Source organism: Streptomyces spinoverrucosus (genome assembly GCF_006539505.1).
Lineage (GTDB): Bacteria > Actinomycetota > Actinomycetes > Streptomycetales > Streptomycetaceae > Streptomyces > Streptomyces spinoverrucosus.
In genome coordinates, this window is the sequence record NZ_BJND01000102.1 from 1 (window position 1) to 21,912 (window position 21,912).

General features: G+C 70.9%; 18 protein-coding genes. 8 read left to right on the forward strand and 10 right to left on the reverse strand.

Annotation, left to right across the window (positions count from 1 at the left end; translation table 11 throughout):
* Positions 1–84 precede the first annotated feature (84 nt).
* On the reverse strand, positions 85–750 hold the full coding sequence (locus SSP24_RS39770; protein ID WP_141315722.1) for an HAD family hydrolase: 666 nt from the start codon (positions 748–750) through the stop codon (positions 85–87).
* 116 nt (positions 751–866) lie between these two features.
* Complete coding sequence (locus SSP24_RS39775; protein ID WP_141315724.1) at positions 867–1,382, reverse strand: DUF6912 family protein; 516 nt, start codon at positions 1,380–1,382, stop codon at positions 867–869.
* Positions 1,383–1,697: 315 nt separating this feature from the next.
* On the opposite strand from SSP24_RS39775, the gene SSP24_RS39780 reads away from it, so the two are divergent.
* Positions 1,698–2,192, forward strand: coding sequence for an Rv3235 family protein (locus tag SSP24_RS39780; protein WP_141315726.1), 495 nt, complete (start codon positions 1,698–1,700; stop codon positions 2,190–2,192).
* Positions 2,193–2,272: 80 nt separating this feature from the next.
* On the opposite strand, the gene secA is transcribed toward SSP24_RS39780, so the two are convergent.
* Positions 2,273–5,089, reverse strand: coding sequence for a preprotein translocase subunit SecA (gene secA / locus SSP24_RS39785; RefSeq protein WP_141315728.1), 2,817 nt, complete (start codon positions 5,087–5,089; stop codon positions 2,273–2,275).
* Between the two features lie 279 nt (positions 5,090–5,368).
* Between secA and SSP24_RS39790 the strand changes: the two genes are divergently transcribed.
* Both SSP24_RS39790 and SSP24_RS39795 read left to right on the forward strand, forming a co-directional pair.
* Positions 5,369–5,938: a GNAT family N-acetyltransferase gene (locus SSP24_RS39790; protein ID WP_141315731.1), complete on the forward strand. Its 570-nt coding sequence runs from the start codon at positions 5,369–5,371 to the stop codon at positions 5,936–5,938.
* Positions 5,939–5,991: 53 nt separating this feature from the next.
* Positions 5,992–7,164 (forward strand): winged helix-turn-helix domain-containing protein, encoded by a 1,173-nt coding sequence (locus SSP24_RS39795; RefSeq protein WP_141315733.1) that lies wholly within the window; start codon positions 5,992–5,994, stop codon positions 7,162–7,164.
* Between the two features lie 6 nt (positions 7,165–7,170).
* On the opposite strand, the gene SSP24_RS39800 is transcribed toward SSP24_RS39795, so the two are convergent.
* The 7 genes from SSP24_RS39800 to mtnA all read right to left on the reverse strand — a co-directional run bounded on the left by SSP24_RS39800 (position 7,171) and on the right by mtnA (position 16,040).
* Entirely contained in the window at positions 7,171–7,917 is a 747-nt protein-coding gene (locus SSP24_RS39800; protein WP_141315735.1) for a response regulator, read from the reverse strand.
* Between the two features lie 206 nt (positions 7,918–8,123).
* A complete protein-coding gene (gene hpf, locus SSP24_RS39805) occupies positions 8,124–8,816 on the reverse strand; it encodes a ribosome hibernation-promoting factor, HPF/YfiA family (protein ID WP_373306704.1) in 693 nt (230 codons plus the stop codon).
* 312 nt (positions 8,817–9,128) lie between these two features.
* Positions 9,129–10,001 carry a ComF family protein gene (locus SSP24_RS39810; protein WP_141315740.1) on the reverse strand — a complete coding sequence of 291 codons (873 nt, stop codon included), beginning with the start codon at positions 9,999–10,001 and terminating at the stop codon, positions 9,129–9,131.
* 136 nt (positions 10,002–10,137) lie between these two features.
* A complete protein-coding gene (locus SSP24_RS39815) occupies positions 10,138–11,976 on the reverse strand; it encodes an LpqB family beta-propeller domain-containing protein (protein ID WP_141315742.1) in 1,839 nt (612 codons plus the stop codon).
* Entirely contained in the window at positions 11,966–14,041 is a 2,076-nt protein-coding gene (gene mtrB / locus SSP24_RS39820) for an MtrAB system histidine kinase MtrB (RefSeq protein ID WP_141315745.1), read from the reverse strand. Before mtrB ends, SSP24_RS39815 begins: the two co-directional genes overlap by 11 nt.
* A 1-nt stretch (position 14,042) precedes the next feature.
* Complete coding sequence (gene mtrA / locus SSP24_RS39825; protein WP_015659998.1) at positions 14,043–14,732, reverse strand: two-component system response regulator MtrA; 690 nt, start codon at positions 14,730–14,732, stop codon at positions 14,043–14,045.
* Positions 14,733–14,900: 168 nt separating this feature from the next.
* On the reverse strand, positions 14,901–16,040 hold the full coding sequence (gene mtnA, locus SSP24_RS39830; RefSeq protein ID WP_141315747.1) for an S-methyl-5-thioribose-1-phosphate isomerase: 1,140 nt from the start codon (positions 16,038–16,040) through the stop codon (positions 14,901–14,903).
* Between the two features lie 140 nt (positions 16,041–16,180).
* On the opposite strand from mtnA, the gene SSP24_RS39835 reads away from it, so the two are divergent.
* Genes SSP24_RS39835 through SSP24_RS39855 form a run of 5 tightly spaced genes read left to right on the forward strand, consistent with a single transcriptional unit; the run spans position 16,181 to position 21,845 of the window.
* Entirely contained in the window at positions 16,181–17,539 is a 1,359-nt protein-coding gene (locus SSP24_RS39835) for a DUF7847 domain-containing protein (RefSeq protein ID WP_141315755.1), read from the forward strand.
* A 4-nt stretch (positions 17,540–17,543) separates the two neighbouring features.
* Positions 17,544–18,362, forward strand: coding sequence for a DUF4129 domain-containing protein (locus SSP24_RS39840; protein WP_141315749.1), 819 nt, complete (start codon positions 17,544–17,546; stop codon positions 18,360–18,362).
* Complete coding sequence (locus SSP24_RS39845; protein ID WP_141315751.1) at positions 18,359–19,546, forward strand: DUF4350 domain-containing protein; 1,188 nt, start codon at positions 18,359–18,361, stop codon at positions 19,544–19,546. The genes SSP24_RS39840 and SSP24_RS39845 overlap by 4 nt, the downstream gene beginning before the upstream one ends.
* A complete protein-coding gene (locus tag SSP24_RS39850) occupies positions 19,546–20,535 on the forward strand; it encodes an AAA family ATPase (RefSeq protein ID WP_141315757.1) in 990 nt (329 codons plus the stop codon). The genes SSP24_RS39845 and SSP24_RS39850 overlap by 1 nt, the downstream gene beginning before the upstream one ends.
* Entirely contained in the window at positions 20,535–21,845 is a 1,311-nt protein-coding gene (locus SSP24_RS39855; protein ID WP_141315753.1) for a DUF58 domain-containing protein, read from the forward strand. Before SSP24_RS39850 ends, SSP24_RS39855 begins: the two co-directional genes overlap by 1 nt.
* Positions 21,846–21,912: the final 67 nt, after the last annotated feature.

Here is a 21,912-nt window from a genome sequence, read left to right on the forward strand (position 1 = left end):
GCACCGAACCCCACTCAGGCAGCTCCGACGGCACCGCACCGAACCCCACTCAGGCAGCTCCGACGGCACCGCACCGAACCCCACTCAGGCGGCTATCTCCTCCGCCAGAGCGACCGCCTCCGCCAGCGAATCCACCACCGGCGCCCCAGCCTCCTCCAGGCTGGCCCGCCCGTGCGATCCGCCGGTGTAGAGCACGGCCTTCGCTCCCACATGCCGCGCCGCCACCGCGTCGTCCGCGGCATCTCCGATCACCACCGTGCGGGACGGATCCACCCCGGCCAGCGCGGCCACATGCCGCACCATGTGCTCGGCCTTGCTGCCGCCGGACGGCCCGGTCCGCCCGTCGACCCGTATGAAGTGCGGCTCGATCCCGAACCCGCGCACCAGCGGCACGAGTTCGTCATGCACATACATGCTCAGAATCGACTGGCTGCGCCCGCCCGCCACCCAGTCCATGAGCAGCTGCTCCGCCCCCTCGGTCAGCCCGCACCGCACGCGGTGCTCGGCGTAGTACCGATGGAAGGTCTCGTCCATGACGAGCCACTCGGCATCAGTCGGCAGCCGCCCCATCAGCCGCTCGTAGAACTTCGGCACCGGTACGCAGTACAGCGCCCGGTACTGCTCCAGCGTGATCGGCTCCAGCCCCAGCTCGGCGAAGGCCGCGTTCGTCGCCCCGATGATCGCGTCATTGTCATGGAACAGCGTGCCGTTCCAGTCCCACACAATGTGCGAAGCTCCCTGCATCCCCATGCCCAAAAACGTTACCCGCCCCCACTGACAATCAAGAGAGTCCTCAGGTCAGCGGGGTACGCCGGGGTGACGATCAGCGGGGTACGCGGGGCGGGGACCAGCGCGGTACGACCCCGTCAATCCCCCAGCCCCACCAGATTCGGGATCTCCTGCCTCGCGTACCACAGCAGTTCATGATCCTCGGCCCCGTCCACGACGAACTGCGCGTCGTCGTCCCCCGCGTCCGCCGCCTGCAGGGCCTGCGCCGCGGCGGCCACGTCCGGCTCCGCCTCCGTCGAGTCGACATGCACCGACGCCACCTTGGCCAACGCCACCGCACCGGCGACCCGCACCTCCCCCAGCGCCGCCGGATCGGGGCCCCGCCCGGGCTCGGCGCTCGCCTGCCCGTCGGGTACGTCGACGGCGACCACGACCCGCCGCCGGGGCGCCCCGGGGTCAGCCGCGAGCAGCCGCAGCGAGGCCAGCGCGGCCCGGCTCAGCGCCGCGTACTCCAGCTCCTCGATGTCGTCGGAGAGGTACCACTCGCGCAACGCGGGCGTGACGGCATACGCGACGAGCGGCCCGGCCCCCACCTCGCCCGTCTTGTACGCCTCGGCGAGCCCGGGGAGGGTCAGGGGGACGTAGACGCGCATGGCTGGCCGCTTTCGTGGTCGGAGGGCTCCACAAGCCCGCGTGAAGGGCCTTCAGGATACGTGCGAGGGGTCCCCTTTCGAGTCCCTCCCCGCACCCCGGGCAGCGTCCACCCCAGGCCGGAAATTCACCCGGTCCGCCCCCGCAATCATGGGCTTTCACCGCCACCAATCACCCGGATAGGTGAAGTTTCCGGCCCCCTCGGCCCCGCGCCCGTCGGCTTGCCGCCCCGCGAACCGGCCCCGTACAAGATCCCCAGCAGAAAGTTACCGCCCGGTACGGACCAGGTGACCGGGCTCAGCGAAACGGGGATCCCCATGAACAAGGTCATGACCAGGACCGCACAGCGCCACGCCACCTCCCGTCCCCCGACCCGCCGCGACACCCGCCGCCCGGGCGGCAGCCCACCCCGCCCCCGGGGCGCCGCTCCCATCCGTACGACGCCCACCGCCACGCGGCCCGCCGTCCCGCAACTCCGCCCCATCGACCTCTTCGCCGACCGCCTGCTCCTCGTCCTCAGCGGCCAGCGCCCTGTCCACGCCATGCTGCGCCACACCGCAGGACCGGCCTACGACGACCTGGCCCGCCTCGCCGAGGACGGCCCCCTGCGCGCCCGCGGCCCCCGCCCCGTCATCCGCGACATCGGCTACTTCGAACCCCGCCCCGGCGCCATCGAGGCCTTCGCCCGCATCGGCACCGGCAACCGCCTGCGCGCCATGGCCTTCCGCCTGGAACTGGGCCGCGACCACCGCTGGCGCTGCACGGCGGTAGAACTCGGCGGCCCGCGTCCACGCACCACGGACGACAACTGATCCCATGCCGAAGGGCCGGACACCCTGAGGTGACCCGGCCCTTCGTTCCATCCGCTACGGCGCCACAGGCACCCGCGCCGTCACTTCTTCCGGCGCCGCCCGCTCTTCGCCTGCTTGCGGCGCTCCGCGCGCGTGAGGCCGTCCGCCGCCGAGCGCACAGGCTCGCCGTCCTCGCTGAAGTCGCCCTCGATGGTGCCGCCCTCACCGTCCACGGTCGGCGCGGTGAAGTGGAGGTTCCGCCGCTGCGGGGCCTCCAGGCCCTTGGCGCGGATCTCCGGGCGGGGCCCCGCCTGCGCGGGCACCGCGTCCTGCTTCTCCAGGCTCGGCCTGGCTTCCTCGACGGGGACCTCGACCTCCTCGACCTGCTGCTCGACCTGGACCTCCAGGTTGAACAGGTAGCCGACGGACTCCTCCTTGATGCCCTCCATCATGGCGGTGAACATGTCGAAGCCCTCGCGCTGGTACTCGACCAGCGGGTCCTTCTGCGCCATCGCGCGCAGGCCGATGCCCTCCTGGAGGTAGTCCATCTCGTAGAGGTGCTCGCGCCACTTGCGGTCCAGGACCGACAGCACGACCCGGCGCTCCAGCTCACGCATGATCTCGGAGCCGAGCTGCGCCTCACGCGCCTCGTACTGCTCGTGGATGTCGTCCTTGATGGACTCGGCGATGAAGTCGGCGGTGAGCCCGGCGCGGTCGCCGGCCGCCTCCTCCAGCTCCTCGACGGTGATCTTCACCGGGTAGAGCTGCTTGAAGGCGCCCCACAGCCGGTCCAGGTCCCACTCCTCGGCGAAGCCCTCGGCGGTCTCCGCGGCGACGTAGGCGTCGATCGTGTCGTCCATGAAGTGCTGGACCTGCTCGTGCAGGTCCTCGCCCTCCAGGACGCGGCGCCGCTCGCCGTAGATGACCTCGCGCTGCCGGTTGAGGACCTCGTCGTACTTCAGGACGTTCTTACGGGTCTCGAAGTTCTGCTGCTCGACCTGCGACTGCGCGGACGCGATCGCGCGCGTGACCATCTTGTTCTCGATCGGCACATCGTCCGGGACGTTCGCCATCGACATCACGCGCTCGACCATCTGCGCCTTGAACAGCCGCATCAGGTCGTCACCGAGGGAGAGGTAGAAGCGCGACTCGCCCGGGTCGCCCTGACGGCCGGAACGACCGCGCAGCTGGTTGTCGATACGACGGGACTCGTGCCGCTCGGTGCCCAGCACGTACAGCCCACCGAGGTCCTTGACCTCTTCGAACTCGGCCCGCACCGCCTTCTCGGCCCGCTCCAGAGCGGCGGGAAGCGCGGCAGCCCACTCCTCGATGTGCTCCTCGGGGTCGAGGCCGCGCTGGCGCAGCTCGGCCTCGGCGAGGTCGTCGGGGTTGCCGCCGAGCTTGATGTCCGTACCACGGCCGGCCATGTTGGTCGCCACGGTCACGGCGCCCTTGCGGCCGGCCTGGGCGACGATCTGCGCCTCACGGTCGTGCTGCTTGGCGTTCAGCACCTCGTGCTGGATGCCGCGCTTGCTGAGCTGCTGCGAGAGGTACTCGGACTTCTCGACCGAGGTGGTGCCGACCAGGATCGGCTGGCCCTTCTCGTGCTTCTCGGCGATGTCGTCGACGACCGCGTCGAACTTGGCGACCTCGGTGCGGTAGATCAGGTCCGACTGGTCCTTGCGGATCATCGGCCTGTTGGTCGGGATCGGGACCACGCCGAGCTTGTAGATCTGGTGGAACTCGGCGGCCTCGGTCATCGCCGTACCGGTCATGCCGGAGAGCTTGTCGTAGAGGCGGAAGAAGTTCTGCAGGGTAATCGTGGCGAGCGTCTGGTTCTCGTCCTTGATCGGCACCCCTTCCTTCGCCTCGATCGCCTGGTGCATGCCCTCGTTGTAGCGGCGGCCGGCGAGGATACGGCCGGTGTGCTCGTCGACGATCATGACTTCGCCGTCGATGACGACGTAGTCCTTGTCCTTCTTGAAGAGTTCCTTGGCCTTGATGGCGTTGTTCAGGTAGCCCACCAGCGGCGTGTTCACCGACTCGTAGAGGTTGTCGATGCCCAGCCAGTCCTCGACCTTGCTGACGCCGCTCTCGTGGATGGCGACCGTGCGCTTCTTCTCGTCGACGTCGTAGTCGCCGGTCTCCTCGATGCCCTTGAGCGGCTGGCCGGCCTCACCGCGCTTGAGGCGGGTGACCAGCTTGGCGAAGTCGCCGTACCACTTGGTGGCCTGGTCGGCCGGGCCGGAGATGATCAGCGGCGTACGGGCCTCGTCGATGAGGATGGAGTCGACCTCGTCGACGATGGCGAAGTTGTGGCCGCGCTGGACCAGCTCCTCCTTCGACCACGCCATGTTGTCGCGCAGGTAGTCGAAGCCGAACTCGTTGTTCGTGCCGTACGTGATGTCGCACGCGTACTGCTCGCGGCGCTGGGCCGGCGTCATGTTGGCCAGGATGCAGCCGACGCTCAGGCCCAGGAACCTGTGAATGCGGCCCATCATCTCGGAGTCGCGCTCGGCCAGGTAGTCGTTGACCGTGATGATGTGCACGCCGTCTCCGGAGAGGGCGTTCAGATACGCGGGCAGGGTGCCGACGAGGGTCTTGCCCTCACCGGTCTTCATCTCGGCGACGTAGCCGAGGTGCAGGGCGGCGCCGCCCATCATCTGGACGTCGTAGTGCCGCTGGCCGAGGACGCGCTTGGCGGCCTCCCGCACCGTGGCGAACGCCTCGGGGAGCAGGTCGTCCAGGCTCTCACCGTCGGCGTAGCGCTGCTTGTACTCATCGGTGAGGGCCCGCAGCTCGGCGTCGGAGAGGTCGACGAAGTCCTCTTCGATGGAGTTGACCTGGTCCGCGATGCGGTGCAGCTTGCGCAGGATCTTGCCTTCGCCTGCACGCATGATCTTCGAGAGGACGGACACGGGGGTTGGTCTCCTTGCCGGTCGGGCCTGGGACGGTCGGTTTCCTTCTGACGTACTGAGCAACGGCCATCGTATGCGAGGACCCGGCCGCGCCGGGAGGCCTGCCGTGACGACGACCGCACACTGCCGCTCGCCTGATGCACATTCTCTTCAAAGGGGACAACGGACGGGGCCCGCGGATGGTGCCGCGCACGGTCGATGAATTGCGCGAAGTGTGAACACGCCATCACGGACGGCAAAGGAATGGCGCCTGCGACGCGCCCTGAGCAGAATCGGCCGATGGAACCCGTCACGCTCACCACGGACCGCCTCCTCCTGCGCACGGTCGGCCCGCACGACACCGAGGCCGTGTACGCCGCCGCCCAGGACCCCGACATCCAGCGCTGGACCACGATCCCCTCCCCGTACCTGCGCGAACACGCCGAGAGCTTCACGGAGCACCTGGTCCCGGAGGGCTGGGCCAACGCCTCGATGTTCACCTTCGGCGTCTTCCTCCCCGCGGGGGAACTGGCGGGCATGCTGGGACTCACCATGCGGTCCCTGGCCATGGCCGAGGTCGGCTTCTGGGCCACCAAGGAGCACCGCGGCAACGGCTACATCACCGAAGCCGCCCTCACCGCCTCCCGCTGGGCCTTCACCGAGCTGTCCGTCGACCGGGTCGAGTGGCGCGCGGAAGTGGGCAACAGCGCCTCCCGCGCGGTGGCGGAACGCGCCGGCTTCACCATGGAGGGCACCCTGCGCTCCGCGCTCAACAACAAGGGGGTACGCCGGGACTGCTGGGTGGGTTCGCTCCTGCCGTCGGACCTGGGACTGCCGTCGACGGCGCCCTACCTCCCCGCGGAGCGGTAGCGAAACCGCAGCTCACCCCGCGTTGTCAGTGCCACCCCCTATCGTGCGGAAGCATGACGACGCCGCGCCCCGCCACGGATCTGACCGCCGACGAAGCCCGCCGTATCGCCCTTCGCGCCCAGGGCTTCCTGGGCACGCCCCAGCGCAGGGCCGGCGTCCGCGGCATACTCCGCCACCTGGGCGCGATCCAGCTCGACACCATCTCGGTCCTCGCCCGCTCCCACGAACTCGTCCCGTACGCCCGCCTGGGCGCGGTGGGCCGCACCACCGTCGCGAACGCCTACTGGAAGGACACCCACGCCTTCGAGTACTGGTCGCACGCCGCGTGCATCCTCCCCATCGAGGAGTGGCCCCACTTCGCCTTCCGCCGCCGCGCCTACCGCGACCGCCCGCACTGGAACCACGAACTCCCCGACGGCACCTACGACCAGGTCATCAAGCAGCTCCGCACCGAGGGCCCCCTGACGGCCACGGAACTGGGCGGCGCCAAACGCACCAGCGAGTGGTGGGACTGGTCCGGCACGAAGGTCGCCGTCGAACGCGCCCTGATGTACGGCGAGGTGGTCTGCGTTGAGCGCCGCGGCTGGAAGCGCGTCTACGACCTCGCCGAACGCGCCGTCCCCGAAGCCCTGCTGCACGACGAACTCGACGACACCGAATGCCTGCGCCGCCTGGTCCGCCTGGCCGGCCAGTCCCTCGGCGTCGGCACGCGCGCGGACATCGCCGACTACCACCGCCTCAAGGGCGAGCAGGTCGACGCGGTGATCGCCGACTCGGGCCTGGTCCCCGTCACCGTCGAGGGCTGGGGCAAGCCGGCCTGGGCGGACCCGGCGGCCCTGGAGACACCTGCGCGCGGCCGTCACCGCACCACACTGCTGTCCCCCTTCGACTCCCTGATCTGGGAGCGGGCCCGCACCGAGCGCATCTTCGGCTTCACCCACCGCCTGGAGGCCTACGTCCCCAAGCAGAAGCGGGTGTACGGCTACTTCGCGATGCCCGTGCTGTCCGGCGGCCACCTCGTGGGCCGCGTCGACCCGGCTCGCGAGGGCCGCACCCTCGTGGCCAAGCAGGTCACCCTGGACGGCCCGAAGGCGGTCCCGGCGGTGGCCCAGGCCCTGATAGAGGCGGCGAGCTGGGTGGACTGCACGAACGTGCGTGTGGAACGGGTGGACGCGCCGGATCTGCGCGAGCCCCTCACCAGGGAGCTCGCCCGCGCACTGGCCTGACCGGGATCAGCGGATCTCGAGGATCTTCTCCCGCATGGCGTAGACCACGGCCTCCATCCTGGAGTGCAGTTGCAGCTTCTCCAGGATGTTGCGCACATGGTTCTTCACGGTGTTCTCGGAGATGAACAACTCCTTGGCGATGTCCCGGTTGTTCATCCCCGTGGCGACCAGCTTGAGCACTTCCAGCTCACGGTCGGTCAGCCGCGGCGCGGGCACCAGCCGCCGCTCGTCCGTCCGCTGGATCATCGACTTGAACTCGGTGAGCAGTTTCGACGCCATGGACGGGCTGATCTGCGACTGCCCGTCGGCCACCGCGCGGATCGCCGTGGCCACCTCGTCCGTGGAGATCTCCTTGAGGAGATATCCGGTCGCCCCCGCCTTGATGGCGTCGTAGAGGTCGGCTTCCTCGTCGCTGATCGTCAACATGATGATCTTGGCGCTGGGCGCCACCTCCTTGATGGAAGTGCACGCCTCGATCCCGCCCCGTTTCGGCATCCGTACGTCCATCAGGACGATGTCGGGCAGCAGGTCGGCGGCCTTCTCCACGGCCTCGGCCCCGTCGCCCGCCTCCCCGACGACCTGAATGTCCTCCTCGGCCGCGAGCACGATCTCCAGGCCACGGCGGAAGAGGGCGTGGTCGTCCACCACCAGGACACGGATGGGTTCCTGGCGTGAAGAGCCCTCGTCCGGGCCCATGCCGACGACGCCGTCGTCGGCGTCCTCGTCATGCATCGGTCCGAAGCTGTCCGCCATCGTTCCTCCCCCTGAAGGCTGTGGCCTGTGGTCCTGTGCCATCGCCAACCCAAGGCAACGGCCCACCGGTTGAGCCGTTGCGGCCATGATTTCATGCCCGGACGACACTCCGGTGTCGAAGCGGTGGGTGAAGTGGTCGCACACGGGTGCCCCTGGGAGCGCACACGCACTCCAGGGGCACCCGGATCAGCTGTCGTCCGGAACAGTCAGCCGCCCAGCGGGCCGCCCGCCTCAGGAGAGGGCGCCTGAGTGACCATCGTGTCCGTCCTGAGGTGAATCACGCCGTAGTCGTACGCGTGCCGCCGGTAGACGACACTCGGTTCCTTCGTCTCGGAGTCGACGAACAGATAGAAGTCGTGCCCGACCAGCTCCATCTCGTAGAGCGCCTGGTCGAGGGTCATGGGTGCTGCGACGTGGGTCTTCTCGCGGACCACGAGGGGGCCGTCGCCCTGTACTTCCAGCGAGCCGATCTTCTTTTTGGGCACTCCCTCCGGCTCGTCCGCCTGGAAGGTGTTGCGGTTGCCGTTGAGTGTCGCGGCGCCCGGAACGTGGTCGGGGACCTCGGCTGCCGTCAGCCTGCGCACGCCCCGGCGCGTGTGACGCTTGTCGTGCTGCCTGCGCAGCCGGGCCTCCAGCTTCTCCGCGGCCAGGTCGAGAGCCACATACGGATCGCTGGCCGCTGCCTCCGCCCGGATCACCGGACCGCGGGAGCGGAGCGTGATCTCCACCCGGTCACAACGGTCGGCCTGTCGGGGGTTGGGCTCCTTGGACACCTCGACGTCGAGGCTGATCACCTTGCCATCGAGCTTCTGGATCTTGTCCAGCTTCAGCTTCTCGGCCACGTGCTTGCGGAACCGCTCGGGCACCTCGGTCTTGCGGCCCTTGACGACGATGTCCACGCAGAACTCCGTTCCCGGATCGCTCCGCTCCACTGGCGGAGCATCTCCCTTGTGCACCAGGTCCCGGTGAACCCCGGAACCTCGGACTCGGCGACGTCCACCTCCTCCCCCATGGGCAAGATCTCCACCCAGCCGGCCCGGGTGATTGCGGAAAACCCGCAGCACGGCATTCGGATAAGCGAGGTGTGGCCTGCGGCTTTCCCTCACAACCGAACATATCTCGCCCGGACGGATGTCGTCACCCTCTACTGCCGCGTACCTCCGTTCCGGCGAATTGACCCTCCCACTACCTGCAACGATGCAACTTCGCAGTCAGTTCCGGTTTATTTCGAAAGAATCCGGCGGCGCCGCGATCACCGCAGCGCGGATCACGTCACAGGCACTGTTCGCCTTTCCCGGCACGGCCCCCTCACGGTCCGTGCTGCCTTCCATTGATCCCCTCATCCGTTCCCCTGTCCTTTCCCCATTGACTCCCACGTACACAGCCGTCACCACATCTCCGCGCGTCGCAAATGCCGCACCGCCGTAACCAGCCGTTTCCTCCGCCAACGCCACCCGGATGGCCCGCGCCGCCTCGGTCAGGGACGCGCCCGTCGTCATCAGGTCGTCCACCAGCACCACCGGCCCGGCCCGCAACAGCCCGGCACCACCGGCGGCCACCGACAGGGCGCCCGCGAGGTTCTCCAGCCGCTGCCGGGCGTCGAGCCCCGCCTGGTCGGCGACCGGCCGCCGCTGCCGCAGCACCGCGAGCACGCGCGCCGACGTCCCCGTACGGCGCAGCTCGGCCGCCGCCGCGAGCGCGATCCGCCGGGCCGGATCATGCCCCCGCGCCCGCACCGCCCCACGCCCCGACGGCACGGGAACGAGCAACAGCGGCCCATCGAGCGAAAACCCGGACAGCCCCGCCCGCACAGCTCCCGCGAGAGCCACGCCGAGCGGCCGGGCAAGCGGCAGCGCACCCCGCTCCTTGTGCGCCAGCAGCACGGCCCGCACCTCGTCCGCGTACGGCGCCGCCGCGTACACGACCGGCAGTCCCCACGGCTCCGGCACCGGTCGCACTCGGCGTGGTACGGCCCCACTCAGGGCATCACGGCACTCCGGGCAGAGCACCGTGCGAGGCCTACCGCAGCCTCCGCACTCGGCCGGCAGCACCAGGTCGGTGAGGTCCTGCCACCACCCCCGCATGCCCACCACTGTGCCAACGCCCGCTGCGCCCCACCACCCCTGTGGACAACTGCCTGTGGATAACTCCACGCAGGCCCACGACAAGCGGAAACAGTGCTGAAGAACCCGACCCCGCCCGGGGACGAACAACCGACCCTCAGCCCGGATACACCGGCGCCGACCCGTCCTTCACCACCGTCTGCCACTGCGTCCCGTCCGGCAGCCGCACGATCCCGTCCACCGAGTACGCCACCAGCGGCAACCGGTCGTCCTCGGACGCGGCGATCTCCTTCACCCCGGTCAGCGCGTCGGGCGCCGGAACTTCCGGCATGGACCCGTCGACCTGGACGTACCGCATCTGCTGCACGCCCCCCTCCTCGCGCCCGACCACCACGAGCCGGCCGTCACCGGCCCAGGACATGGTGGTGACCTCCTCCAACTGCGGTGCGGCGGACCGCAGATCGAGAACCGACACCTGCGGCTTCCCGGTCACCCGGTCCTTCTCGCCCCGATCGATCCGCCCGACCTGCAGGGACTGCTTGCCGTCCTTCTCCACGATCAGCGCGATCCGTACGCCGTCGGCCGCGACCCGCACGGACTGGATCCGCCCGTCCAGCCGCGGAATCTGCACCGTGAGCGGCTCCTCCTTGCCCTCGGGAAGCACGAGCAGCCGCGGGTCGTCCGGGTTGCGGTCGGCCACCCACAGGTCGCCCCGCGCGTCCCAACTGGGCGTGGTCAGCCGGTCCTTCTCCGTCCGGCCCGTACTACGCACCACCGGCTCCCCGAGCGAACCGCCCGACGCGAGCGACCCGACGTACAGCGCCTTGCCGTCCAGGGCGACCCCGGCCGCGGTGTGCTCGTCCCGCGACACCGCCGCCGAGCGCAACGCCCGCACGCCCTCGCCCAGTTCGCCCGGCACCGGTTCGGCCACCGCGCTCCGGCTGCCGGCCGGAATCCGTACGAGCCGGTTCTCACCGTCGACGAAGTACAGATAGTCGGCGTGCCTGGCCGACCCGCGCGCGGCGACGGCCGCCGCCCCGTCCTCGTTCAGCACGCACAACTGCGCACCACCCGCCTGCAGTTCGACCTCATCCACCGCGGGCGTGAGGTTCTGCAGGGTGAACAGCAACTGGGCGGCCATCTCGTTGCACTTGGCCGGCCCGATCCGGGCGGCCTTGTCGTTCAACGGCACGGTCAGCCGGTTCTGGTCGTCGGGCGTCAGCTCGCTGACGCCCTTCTGCAGCGCCGTACCGCTGGGGAAGCTCGACCTGACCGCGGGCCCAAGCCAGGTCGTCGGTCCGTTGAGCAGGGAGCGCACCATCTGCGTCATCGGGTCCACACGCCGGCGCACATACACGGGGTCGGCGACCGCCGCCGGCTGCGAGGACGCGCCCACCGCGGAATCCAGGGCGAAGTAGTACTTGTTGACGGACATGTAGTTGCGCTGGAAGTCCGACTGGCCCATGACGACGCCCTGCGGCAGCCCGTCGATGCGCCACTGCCTGCTCTTCTCGTCCCGCGTGAGGTGCACCTGCCTGCTGTAGGAGCCCTCGGTCGGCGTGTACGACTGCTGCGCGTCCACCAGGGCGACCTTGGTGCCCGTCAACGTGAACGAGAAGTCGAGCCCGTCCTCGCGGGTCCCCGCGGAGTCGGCCTGGGTGTCCGGCCCGTCCGCGAGCACCGTGGTGGAAAGCTCCGGCTGCCATGCCTTCGCGGCCGTCGCCGTCAGATACTGCTTCGCCGTCGCGTAATGCGGATCATCGCTGGTCAGCGCCTCCAGAAAGCCCTGCACGATCTCCGACGGCGGTGCGTCCTCACGCGGCGGCATGGGGAAGACCCGCACCTGGGTGTCCTGGCGAGGCGTCGACTCCACGCCCCGCAGGTCCCCGCTGTCGGGCATCGAGGCACACCCCGCCAGCAGTACGACGCCACACGCGACGTACGCCACCGCGCGCCCCGGCGTGCGCCGGGCGCCCCCCTCGCGGTCAGCGACCACGAACAGCCTCCCCTTGATCGTTCGACTCCTCCGGCCCGGCGTCCGCGGCACCGGACGGGGCCGTACTGCGCGCCGCCTCCACGACCGGCTGCTCACCCTGCCGTCGCGCCGGTCCTGCGGGCCGGGGCACCACGCGCGCGCCGTTGCCGGGCAGCGCCGTCGGGTCGGCCGTCGGGGCCACGGCGGCCAACCGGGGTGCGATCGGGTCCCGCGTGGGTACCTGGCCGCCGCCCGTCGGCTGGGCCGGCACGGTCGCGGTCTTCTCGCCGCCGCCGCGCGGCAGCCCGGCGTCGTTGAGGCCGCGGTTGCGTCGCGAGTCCTTGGGTTCCAGCGGTATCGGCGAGCCCCTGAGCGGTTCGTCCGCGGTCCGCGGCAACGTCAGCCGGAACTGCGAGCCGCCGCCCGGCTCACCCCACGCCTGCAGCCAGCCGCCGTGCAGCCGGGCGTCCTCCAGGGCGATGGACAACCCCAGGCCGGTACCGCCGGTCGTACGCGCGCGTGCCGGGTCGGCCCGCCAGAACCGGTTGAAGACGCGGGTCGCCTCCCCCGGCTTGAGCCCGACGCCGTAGTCGCGCACCGCGACCGCGACCGCCCCGCCCGCCGCGGCGAGCTTGACGACGACGTCCTTGCCCTCGCCGTGCTCCACGGCGTTGACGACGAGGTTGCGCAGCACCCGCTCAACCCGCCGGGCGTCCGCCTCGGCGACGACGGGCTGCTGGTCGCCCACGATCCGTATGTGCGTTCCCTTGCGCTCGGCGAGCGGCTCGGCACCGCTGACCACGCGCCGTACGACCTCCCTGAGGTCTATCGGCTCGGCCTCCAGCGCCGCCGCGCCCGCGTCGAAGCGGCTGATCTCCAACAGGTCCGACAGCAGTGACTCGAACCGGTCCAGCTGGTCGGCGAGCAGCTCCGCCGACCGCGCGGTCACCGGGTCGAAGTCCTCCCGCGCCTCATGGATGACGTCGGCGGCCATCCGTACGGTCGTCAGCGGCGTACGCAGCTCGTGCGACACGTCCGACACGAACCGCCGCTGCATCCGCGACAGGTCCTCCAGCTGCTGGATCTTCAGCTGCAGGTTCTGCGCCATCTTGTTGAAGGCCTCGCCGAGCCGCGCGATGTCGTCCTCGCCGGTGACCTTCATCCGTTCCTGCAACCGCCCCGCGGACAACCGCTCGGCGATCCCGGCCGCCATCCGCACCGGCGTCACGACCTGCCGCACCACCAGCCAGGCGATGGCACCGAGGAGTACGACGACGAAGAGACCGGCCGTCGCAAGGGTCCCCTTGACCAGGCTCAGCGACTTCTCCTCCTGGGTGAGCGGGAAGAGGTAGTACAGCTGGTAGGGGTCACCGTTGGGGTCGTTGACCTCCTTGCCGATGACCAGCGCGGGCTGGGAGTCCTTGTCGCCGCTGTAGATGATGCGGGTGTAGCTCTGCGCGGCCGTCGTACTGCTGTTGACCCGCGCGCGCAGATCCTGGGGCACGCTCTCGTTGGGGTCGACGCCACCGGAGGCACGCGGCCCGCGACCACTGCCGCTGTTGTCACCCGCGGGCAGCGTGACCACGTCGAAGGCGCCCTGACCACCGCTGGACAGCGAGGAGACCAGGTCACTCATCCACTGGATGACGTTCTGCGAGGACCGCCCGTCCACCGCGGTCGGATCGTCCGCGGTCCGGCTCGCCGCCTCGTCGGCCCGCTGCTTGGCCACCGCGAACCCGCCCGTGGCCTGGCTCTGCGACGCCTTCACCTTCGCGTCCAGCAGGCCGTTGCGCACCTGCCCGATGACCACGAAGCCGAGCAGCAGCACGACGCCCAGCGACATCAGCAGGGTCGTGACGACGACCTTGAGCTGGATGTTGCGCCGCCACAGCCGCATGACGGGCAGCAGCGGACGCCGCACCCAGCGCATGAACAGCCGAAGGACGGGGCTGCCCTGGACTCCGCCCTGGAGCAGCCCGCTCTCCAGGAACCGTCCCCAGCGGGAGCCCGCCGCCTTCCGGCCGACAGGCCGCCCCGCACCGCCCCCGGACCTGCCGGGCGCCGAAGCGGCACTGTCCCCGGACATGTCAGCTCGGCCCGGCCTTGTAACCGACACCACGGACGGTCACCACGATCTCCGGCCGCTCCGGGTCCTTCTCGACCTTGGAGCGCAGCCGCTGCACATGGACGTTGACCAGCCGGGTGTCCGCCGCGTGCCGGTAGCCCCACACCTGCTCCAGGAGCACCTCGCGGGTGAACACCTGCCACGGCTTGCGGGCCAGCGCCACCAGCAGGTCGAACTCCAGCGGCGTCAGCGCGATCGACTGCCCGTCCCGCTTCACGGAGTGCCCGGCCACGTCGATGACCAGGTCACCGATGGCGAGCTGCTCGGGCGCGGGCTCCTCCGACCGGCGCAGCCGCGCCCGGATCCGGGCCACGAGCTCCTTGGGCTTGAACGGCTTGACGATGTAGTCGTCGGCTCCGGATTCGAGCCCCACGACGACATCGACGGTGTCGCTCTTCGCGGTGAGCATCACGATCGGCACCCCGGACTCCGCCCGGATCAGCCGGCACACCTCGATGCCGTCACGCCCGGGCAGCATCAGATCGAGCAGCACCAGATCGGGCTTGGTCTCCCGGAACGCGGCCAGCGCCTTGTCGCCGTCGGCTACGAAAGACGGCTCAAAACCTTCACCACGCAGCACAATGCCGAGCATCTCGGCCAGTGCGGTGTCGTCGTCGACGACAAGGACTCGTCCCTTCATAAACGACATCATCCCATTCTCATAACAGTGAAGGCGGCGCAGGTGAGCAGGGTCACTGGCCAGTGACGATAGTCGTATGGGGTCACTACTGTCTGCCTTGATCGGATGCCACGACCCCTCTCCCCGCAGAACTCCGCAGGTCGAGGAGCCCAAACCCGTGGATCAGGCCGACATCATTCCTCAGCCGATCGCCACGCCCCGCGACCTGTCGCACATCTCCGCCAGCGCCTCAGCAGTCACAGGCGACACCACACCCTCCTCGGTGACGATCGCCGTGACCAGCTCCGGCGGCGTCACGTCGAACGCCGGGTTGTACGCCTGCGTCCCCAACGGCGCCACCGGAACCCCGCCGCCCGCGCCCGTCACCGGCACGTTGGGCGCCGCCACCTCGGTCACCTCGTACCCCGCCCGCTGCTCGACCTCGATGGACGCCCCGTTGGGTGTCTCCGGGTCGACCGTCGTCACCGGCGCCACCACGATGAACGGCACATGGTGATACCGCGCCAGCACAGCGAGCGGATAGCTCCCCACCTTGTTCGCGACCGAGCCGTCGGCCGCGATGCGGTCGGCCCCGATCAGCACCGCGTCCACCTCCCCGGCCGCGAACAGCGAACCCGCCGCGTTGTCGGTGAGCAGGGTGTACGCCATACCGCTGCGCGCCGCCTCGTACGCCGTGAGCCGAGCCCCCTGCAACAAAGGACGCGTCTCATCCACCCACAGCCGCCGCAGCTGCCCCGCCCGCTGCGCCGCGAGCGCCACGGCGAACGCCGTGCCCTCCCCGCCCGACACCAGCGACCCGGTGTTGCAGTGCGTGAGGATCCGGTGCCCGCCGCCCGGCAGCAACTCGCCCAGCAGCGCCAGCCCGTGCTCCGCCATCCGGGCACTGGCCTCGGCGTCCTCCCGGTGCAGTTGCCGCGCCGCCGCCAACGCCGCCTCGGCGGCCTGCTCGGCGCCGGCACCCCGGGCGAGCGCGGCGTCGTACGCGGAGCGGGCCCGGCGCACGCCGACGGAGAGGTTCACCGCGGTGGGCCGGGCGCCCGCCAGCGCGACCGCGGCCTCCTCCACGTCGAAGCCGCGCGCGGCGGCGAGCGCGACGCCGTACGCGCCCGCGATGCCGAGCAGCGGCGCCCCGCGCACGGCGAGCGACCGGATCGCCTCCACCAGCGCGGGGGCGTCCGTACAGACCAGTTCGACCTCCTCGGCGGGCAGCCTCGTCTGATCGAGAAGGACCACGACCGGCCCTTCCGGGGGTTCGTCCCAGCGGATCGCCGGAATACCGGTCGACTTGTCCTCGCCGGATTGCGCGTACTGATCAGCCATGCGGTCAGTCTGCCCGCTGTACGACGGACAATTGAAGGTGTGCCGCCCATACCGCGGCCGGTCCCTGGGTGAACACCCCATGGCACGATGTCTGCCAACCTGCCGCCGCGACCGCGGACGGGCACCGTGAAGGAGCGATGATGAACGACACTCCGGGCTGGGCCTCGCCCGGATCCGCCCCGTCCAACGGGCAGGAGCCCGGCACGCCCGGCCCTGCCGAGCCGGCCGACCGGCCCGCCCCCGCGCAGCCCTCGCAACCCGAGGACCAGCCAGGCCCCCAGGCGCCGGACCCCGGCGCCAAGTGGTCCAAGGAGCAGCCGCCACCCGCGCAGTGGTCCGCCCCGACCGGCCCGCCGAGCCCCGGCCAGGCTCCCCCGCCCCCACCGCCCGGCCCCGGCTGGGGCGGCACCCAGCCCCCCGGCGGATACGGCGGCGGCGGGTACGGCAACTGGCAGGGCCCCGGCGGCGGCTACGGCGGTTGGGGCGGCCAGTGGGGCGGCCCCCCGCCCGCGGCCAAGCCCGGCGTGATCCCGCTGCGCCCGCTCGGCGTCGGCGAGATCCTCGACGGTGCCGTCTCCACCATGCGCACCTACTGGCGCACCGTGCTCGGCATCGCCCTCACCGTCGCGGTCGTCACGGAGATCATCGTCATCCTGCTGCAGGGCCTGGTCCTGAACGAGCAGACCAGCGCAGAGGCCCTCGAAGACCCCAGCGCCACCCTCGGCGAACTCACCCGCGCCCTGGGCGACGCACTGCTCAGCTCCGGGGTCATCTTCCTGATCTCCCTGATCGGCACCATCGCGGCGACCGCGCTGCTGACCATGGTCACCAGCCGCGCCGTACTGGGCAAGCCGGTCACCACCGGTGAGGCCTGGCGCGACGCCCGCCCGCGCGTGCTGAAGCTGTTCGGCCTGATCTTCCTGCTGCTCCTCATCGCCCTCGGTGTCGCCCTCGTCGGCGCCGTGCCCGGCATCCTGGTGACCCTGGCAGGCGGAGGCGCCGCCGGCGCCGCTCTCACCGTCCTGGGCAGCCTGTGCACCGGCATCGTCGCCCTGTGGCTGATGGTCCGCTTCTCCCTGGCCTCCCCGGCGCTGATGCTGGAGAAGCAGGGCATCGTGAAAGCGATGAGCCGCTCCGCCAAGCTCGTCCGCAGCGCCTGGTGGCGGGTCTTCGGCATCCAGCTGCTCGCCACGATCATCGCCAACATCGTCGCGGCGATCGTCGTCATCCCCTTCACGTTCCTCGCCGCGGCCCTCAGCGGCGACGGCGTCGGCGGGTTCCTCAACGGCACCGCCGACTTCGGCTGGACGTTCCTGATCATCAGCGGGGTCGGCTCGGTGATCGGTTCCATGATCACGTTCCCGATCACGGCCGGCGTCACCGTGCTCCTCTACATCGACCAGCGCATCCGCCGCGAGGCCCTCGACCTCGAACTGGCCCGCGCCGCCGGTGTCCAGGGCTACGGCTCCGGCACCACCGACCCCGCCCCCGGGAGCTGATGCGGTGAACCTGGCCGGGGGAGTCCTCACAGCCGCGCCACCGCTGCCGGGCGCCGGTGAAGCCGCCATACGCGCCTGGCTGCGCGCCGGCGACCTGACCGTACGACCGCCGCACCGCACGGGCGGCATGTCCCTGCTGTCGCTGCCCGCCTCCGACGACGAACCGCCGCTGACGATCCCCCGCGACCCCGCGCGGGAAGCGGCCCGCCGCGAGCTGTCCAGGCGCATGTACCACGAGGACGACCCCGGCCTGCTCCAACGCGCCCTCGACGCCTTCTGGGAGTGGCTCGGCAAACTGCTCCGCCTCGCGTCCGACGCGACCCCCGGCGGCACACTCGGCCTCGTCGTCGTCATCGTCGCCGTCCTCGCGGTCCTGGGCGCCCTGTGGTGGCGCCTGGGCACCCCACGCCGCCAACCGGTCTCCTCCGCCACCCTGTTCGACGACCGCCCCCGCACCGCCGCCGAACACCGCGCCGCCGCCGAGGCCCACGCCGCCCAGAGCCACTGGAACCAGGCCCTCCAGGAACGCATGCGCGCCATCGTCCGCTCCCTGGAGGAACGCGCACTCCTCGACGCCCGCCCCGGCCGCACCGCCGACGAGGCAGCCGCCGAAGCGGGCCGCGCCCTGCCCTCCCACGCGGACCGACTGCGAGCCGCCGCCCGGGACTTCGACGACGTGACATACGGCGGCCGCGCCGCGACCGAGGCGTGGTACCGCCGCATCGCCGAACTCGACCGCGACCTGGAGCGCACCAAGCCACAGCTCACCAGCAGCAGCGCCCACAGCGCGGACCACAACGCCCGCCAGGGAGCCGCCGGATGACCCCCGAGGCCACGCTCCCCACCACTTCGGCCTCGCGCACCCCACGCCAGGTGTGGACCCGCGCGCGAGGCATCGCGCTCGCCCTCGTCATCCTGCTGGCCGGAGCGATCGTCATCGCCCTGGTCCGCTCCGACGCCCAGCGCGGCAGCCTCGACCCGCGCTCCACCGCTCCCCAGGGCAGCCGCGCCGTCGCCGAACTCCTCTCCGACCGCGGCGTCTCCACCCGCGTAGTCACCACCTTGGAGGAAGCGCGCACAGCAGCCGCCCCCGACACCACCCTCCTGGTCGCCGTCCCCGACATGTTGACGGACCGTCAAAAGAGCCTGCTGCGCTCCACGGTGGCCGACTCCGGCGGACGTACGATCCTCGTCGCCGCCGGCAGCTCCTCCATCGAGCAGCTCGCACCCGGCGTCCACGCGGACCCCGCCACCAGCCTCCAGTCGACGCTCGAGCCCAACTGCGACTTCCCTGCTGCCCTGCGCGCGGGCGCCGCCGACACCGGCGGCCTCCGCTACACCACCACCCACCTCGACGCCGACGAGTGCTACCCCAGCCAGCGCCTGGCCAGCCTGGTCCGCGTCCCGGAGGCAACCGGGGGCGACACCGTCGTCCTCGGCGCGCCCGACATCCTGTACAACGAACGCCTCGACAAGCAGGGCAACGCCTCGCTCGCCCTCCAACTCCTCGGCTCCCGCCCCCATCTGGTCTGGTACCTCCCCTCACTGTCCGACGCCACCACACCGGACGACGAGCGCGGCTTCTTCGACCTGCTCCCCTCCGGCTGGCTCTGGGGCACCCTGCAGCTCTTCATCGCCGCAGCCCTCGCCGCCCTGTGGAGGGCACGCCGACTCGGCCCCCTCGTGCCCGAAAGACTCCCCGTGGCGATCCGCGCCTCCGAAACCGTCGAAGGCCGCGCCCGCCTCTACCGCAAAGCAGCCGCCCGCGACCGCGCGGCCACCGCTCTTCGCTCCACCACCCGCACTCGCCTCGCCCCCCTCGTAGGCGTCCCCGTCGCCCAGGCGCACACGCCCGAAGCCCTGCTTCCCGCCCTGTCCACCCACCTCCGCGGCGACGGACAGTTCCTGCACACCCTCCTCTTCGGCCCGCCGCCCAGCGACGACGGAGCCCTCATCGCACTCGCCGACCAACTCGACGCCCTCGAAAGAGAGGTACGCCGTCCATGATGGACCCGACCACTGACAACGCCGGGCAGACCGGGGACCCGGGCAATGCCCGAGCCGCCCTGGAGGCCCTGCGCGCCGAGATCGCCAAGGCCGTGGTCGGCCAGGATCCCGCCGTGACCGGCCTTGTCGTCGCCCTCCTCTGCCGCGGACACGTTCTCCTCGAAGGAGTCCCCGGAGTCGCCAAAACGCTGCTCGTCCGCGCGCTCGCCTCCGCACTCGAACTCGACACCAAGCGCGTCCAGTTCACCCCCGACCTCATGCCGAGCGACGTGACCGGCTCTCTGGTCTACGACGCCCGTACCGCCGAGTTCTCCTTCCAGCCCGGCCCGGTCTTCACCAACCTCCTCCTCGCCGACGAGATCAACCGAACGCCCCCGAAGACCCAGTCCTCCCTCCTTGAAGCCATGGAGGAACGCCAGGTCACGGTCGACGGCATCCCCCGCCCCCTCCCCGAGCCGTTCCTGGTCGCCGCGACCCAGAACCCGGTCGAGTACGAAGGCACATACCCCCTCCCCGAAGCCCAGCTGGACCGTTTCCTTCTCAAACTCACCATCCCCCTCCCCTCACGCCAGGACGAGATCAACGTCCTCACCCGCCACGCCGAGGGCTTCAACCCACGCGACCTGCGCGCCGCCGGCGTACGCCCCGTAGCGGGCCGGGCCGTCCTGGACGCCGCACGCGCGGCCGTCGCCAAGACCACGATCTCCCCAGAAATCACGGCCTACGTCGTCGACATCTGCCGAGCCACCCGCGAATCGCCGTCCCTCATCCTGGGCGTGTCCCCGCGCGGAGCCACCGCCCTCCTCGCCACCTCACGCGCGTGGGCATGGCTCACCGGCCGCGACTATGTCACCCCCGACGACGTGAAGGCCCTGGCACTCCCCACCCTCCGCCACCGAGTCCAACTCCGCCCGGAGGCCGAAATGGAAGGCGTGACGGCCGACTCCGTCATCAACGCCATCCTCGCCCACGTCCCCGTCCCACGCTGATGGCACTCACCGGACGCGCCGCACTCCTTGCGGCCCTCGGATCCCTCCCCGTCGGCCTGTGGGACCCCAGCTGGACAGGCATCCTGGCCGTGAACGGCCCCCTGGCCATCGCCTGCGCCTGCGACTTCGCTCTCGCGGCGCCGGTACGACACCTGGGCCTGACCCGCTCCGGCGACACCTCCGTCCGCCTGGGCGAAACGGCCGACGTCACCCTGACCATCACCAACCCGTCCCGGCGCCCCCTGCGCGCCCACCTCCGCGACGCGTGGCCCCCCAGCAGCTGGCAGCCGGGCACCGAGGTCGCGGCCTCACGCCACCGCCTGACGGTCCCCGCGGGCGAACGCCGCCGCCTCACGACCCGCCTACGCCCCACACGCCGAGGCGACCGCCAGGCCGACCGCGTGACGATCCGCTCGTACGGCCCCCTGGGCCTGTTCGCCCGCCAAGGCACCCACAAGGTCCCCTGGACCCTACGCGTCCTGCCCCCCTTCACCAGCCGCAAGCACCTCCCGTCCAAACTCGCCCGTCTCCGCGAACTCGACGGCCGCACGAGCGTCCTGCAACGAGGCGAGGGCACAGAATTCGACAGCCTGCGCGAGTACGTCCCCGGCGACGACACCCGCTCCATCGACTGGCGCGCCACCGCCCGCCAGTCCTCGGTCGCCGTACGAACCTGGCGCCCCGAGCGCGACCGCCACATCCTCCTGGTCCTCGACACCGGCCGCACCTCAGCCGGCCGAGTGGGCGACGCCCCACGCCTCGACGCCTCCATGGACGCGGCCCTGCTCCTGGCCGCCCTGGCCTCCCGCGCCGGCGACCGCGTCGACCTGCTCGCCTACGACCGCCGGGTACGCGCCCTCGTCCAGGGCCGCACCGCCGGCGACGTACTGCCCTCTTTGGTCAACGCCATGGCGACCGTCGAACCGGAACTCATCGAAACGGACGCCCGCGGCCTCGCCGCCACAGCACTCCGAACGGCCCCCCGCCGCTCCCTGATCGTCCTGCTCACCACCCTGGACGCGGCCCCGGTGGAAGAGGGCCTACTGCCCGTCCTCCCTCAGCTCACGCAACGCCACACAGTCCTCGTGGCATCAGTGGCGGACCCCTATATCGCCCGCATGGCGGCCTCTCGCGGAGACACGGAGTCGGTCTACGACGCCGCAGCCGCCGCCCAGGCCCAGTCGGAACGCCATCGCACCGCCGAACAACTCCGCCGACACGGGGTTACGGTCGTGGACGCGACCCCAGATGAATTGGCCCCGGCGCTGGCGGACGCGTATCTGGCCCTCAAGACGACGGGACGTCTGTGATCTGAGGGCCTTTGGGTGCCCTAGGGCCCCTGAAGGGCCTTGAAACGCAGAAAACCCCCGCATCCGA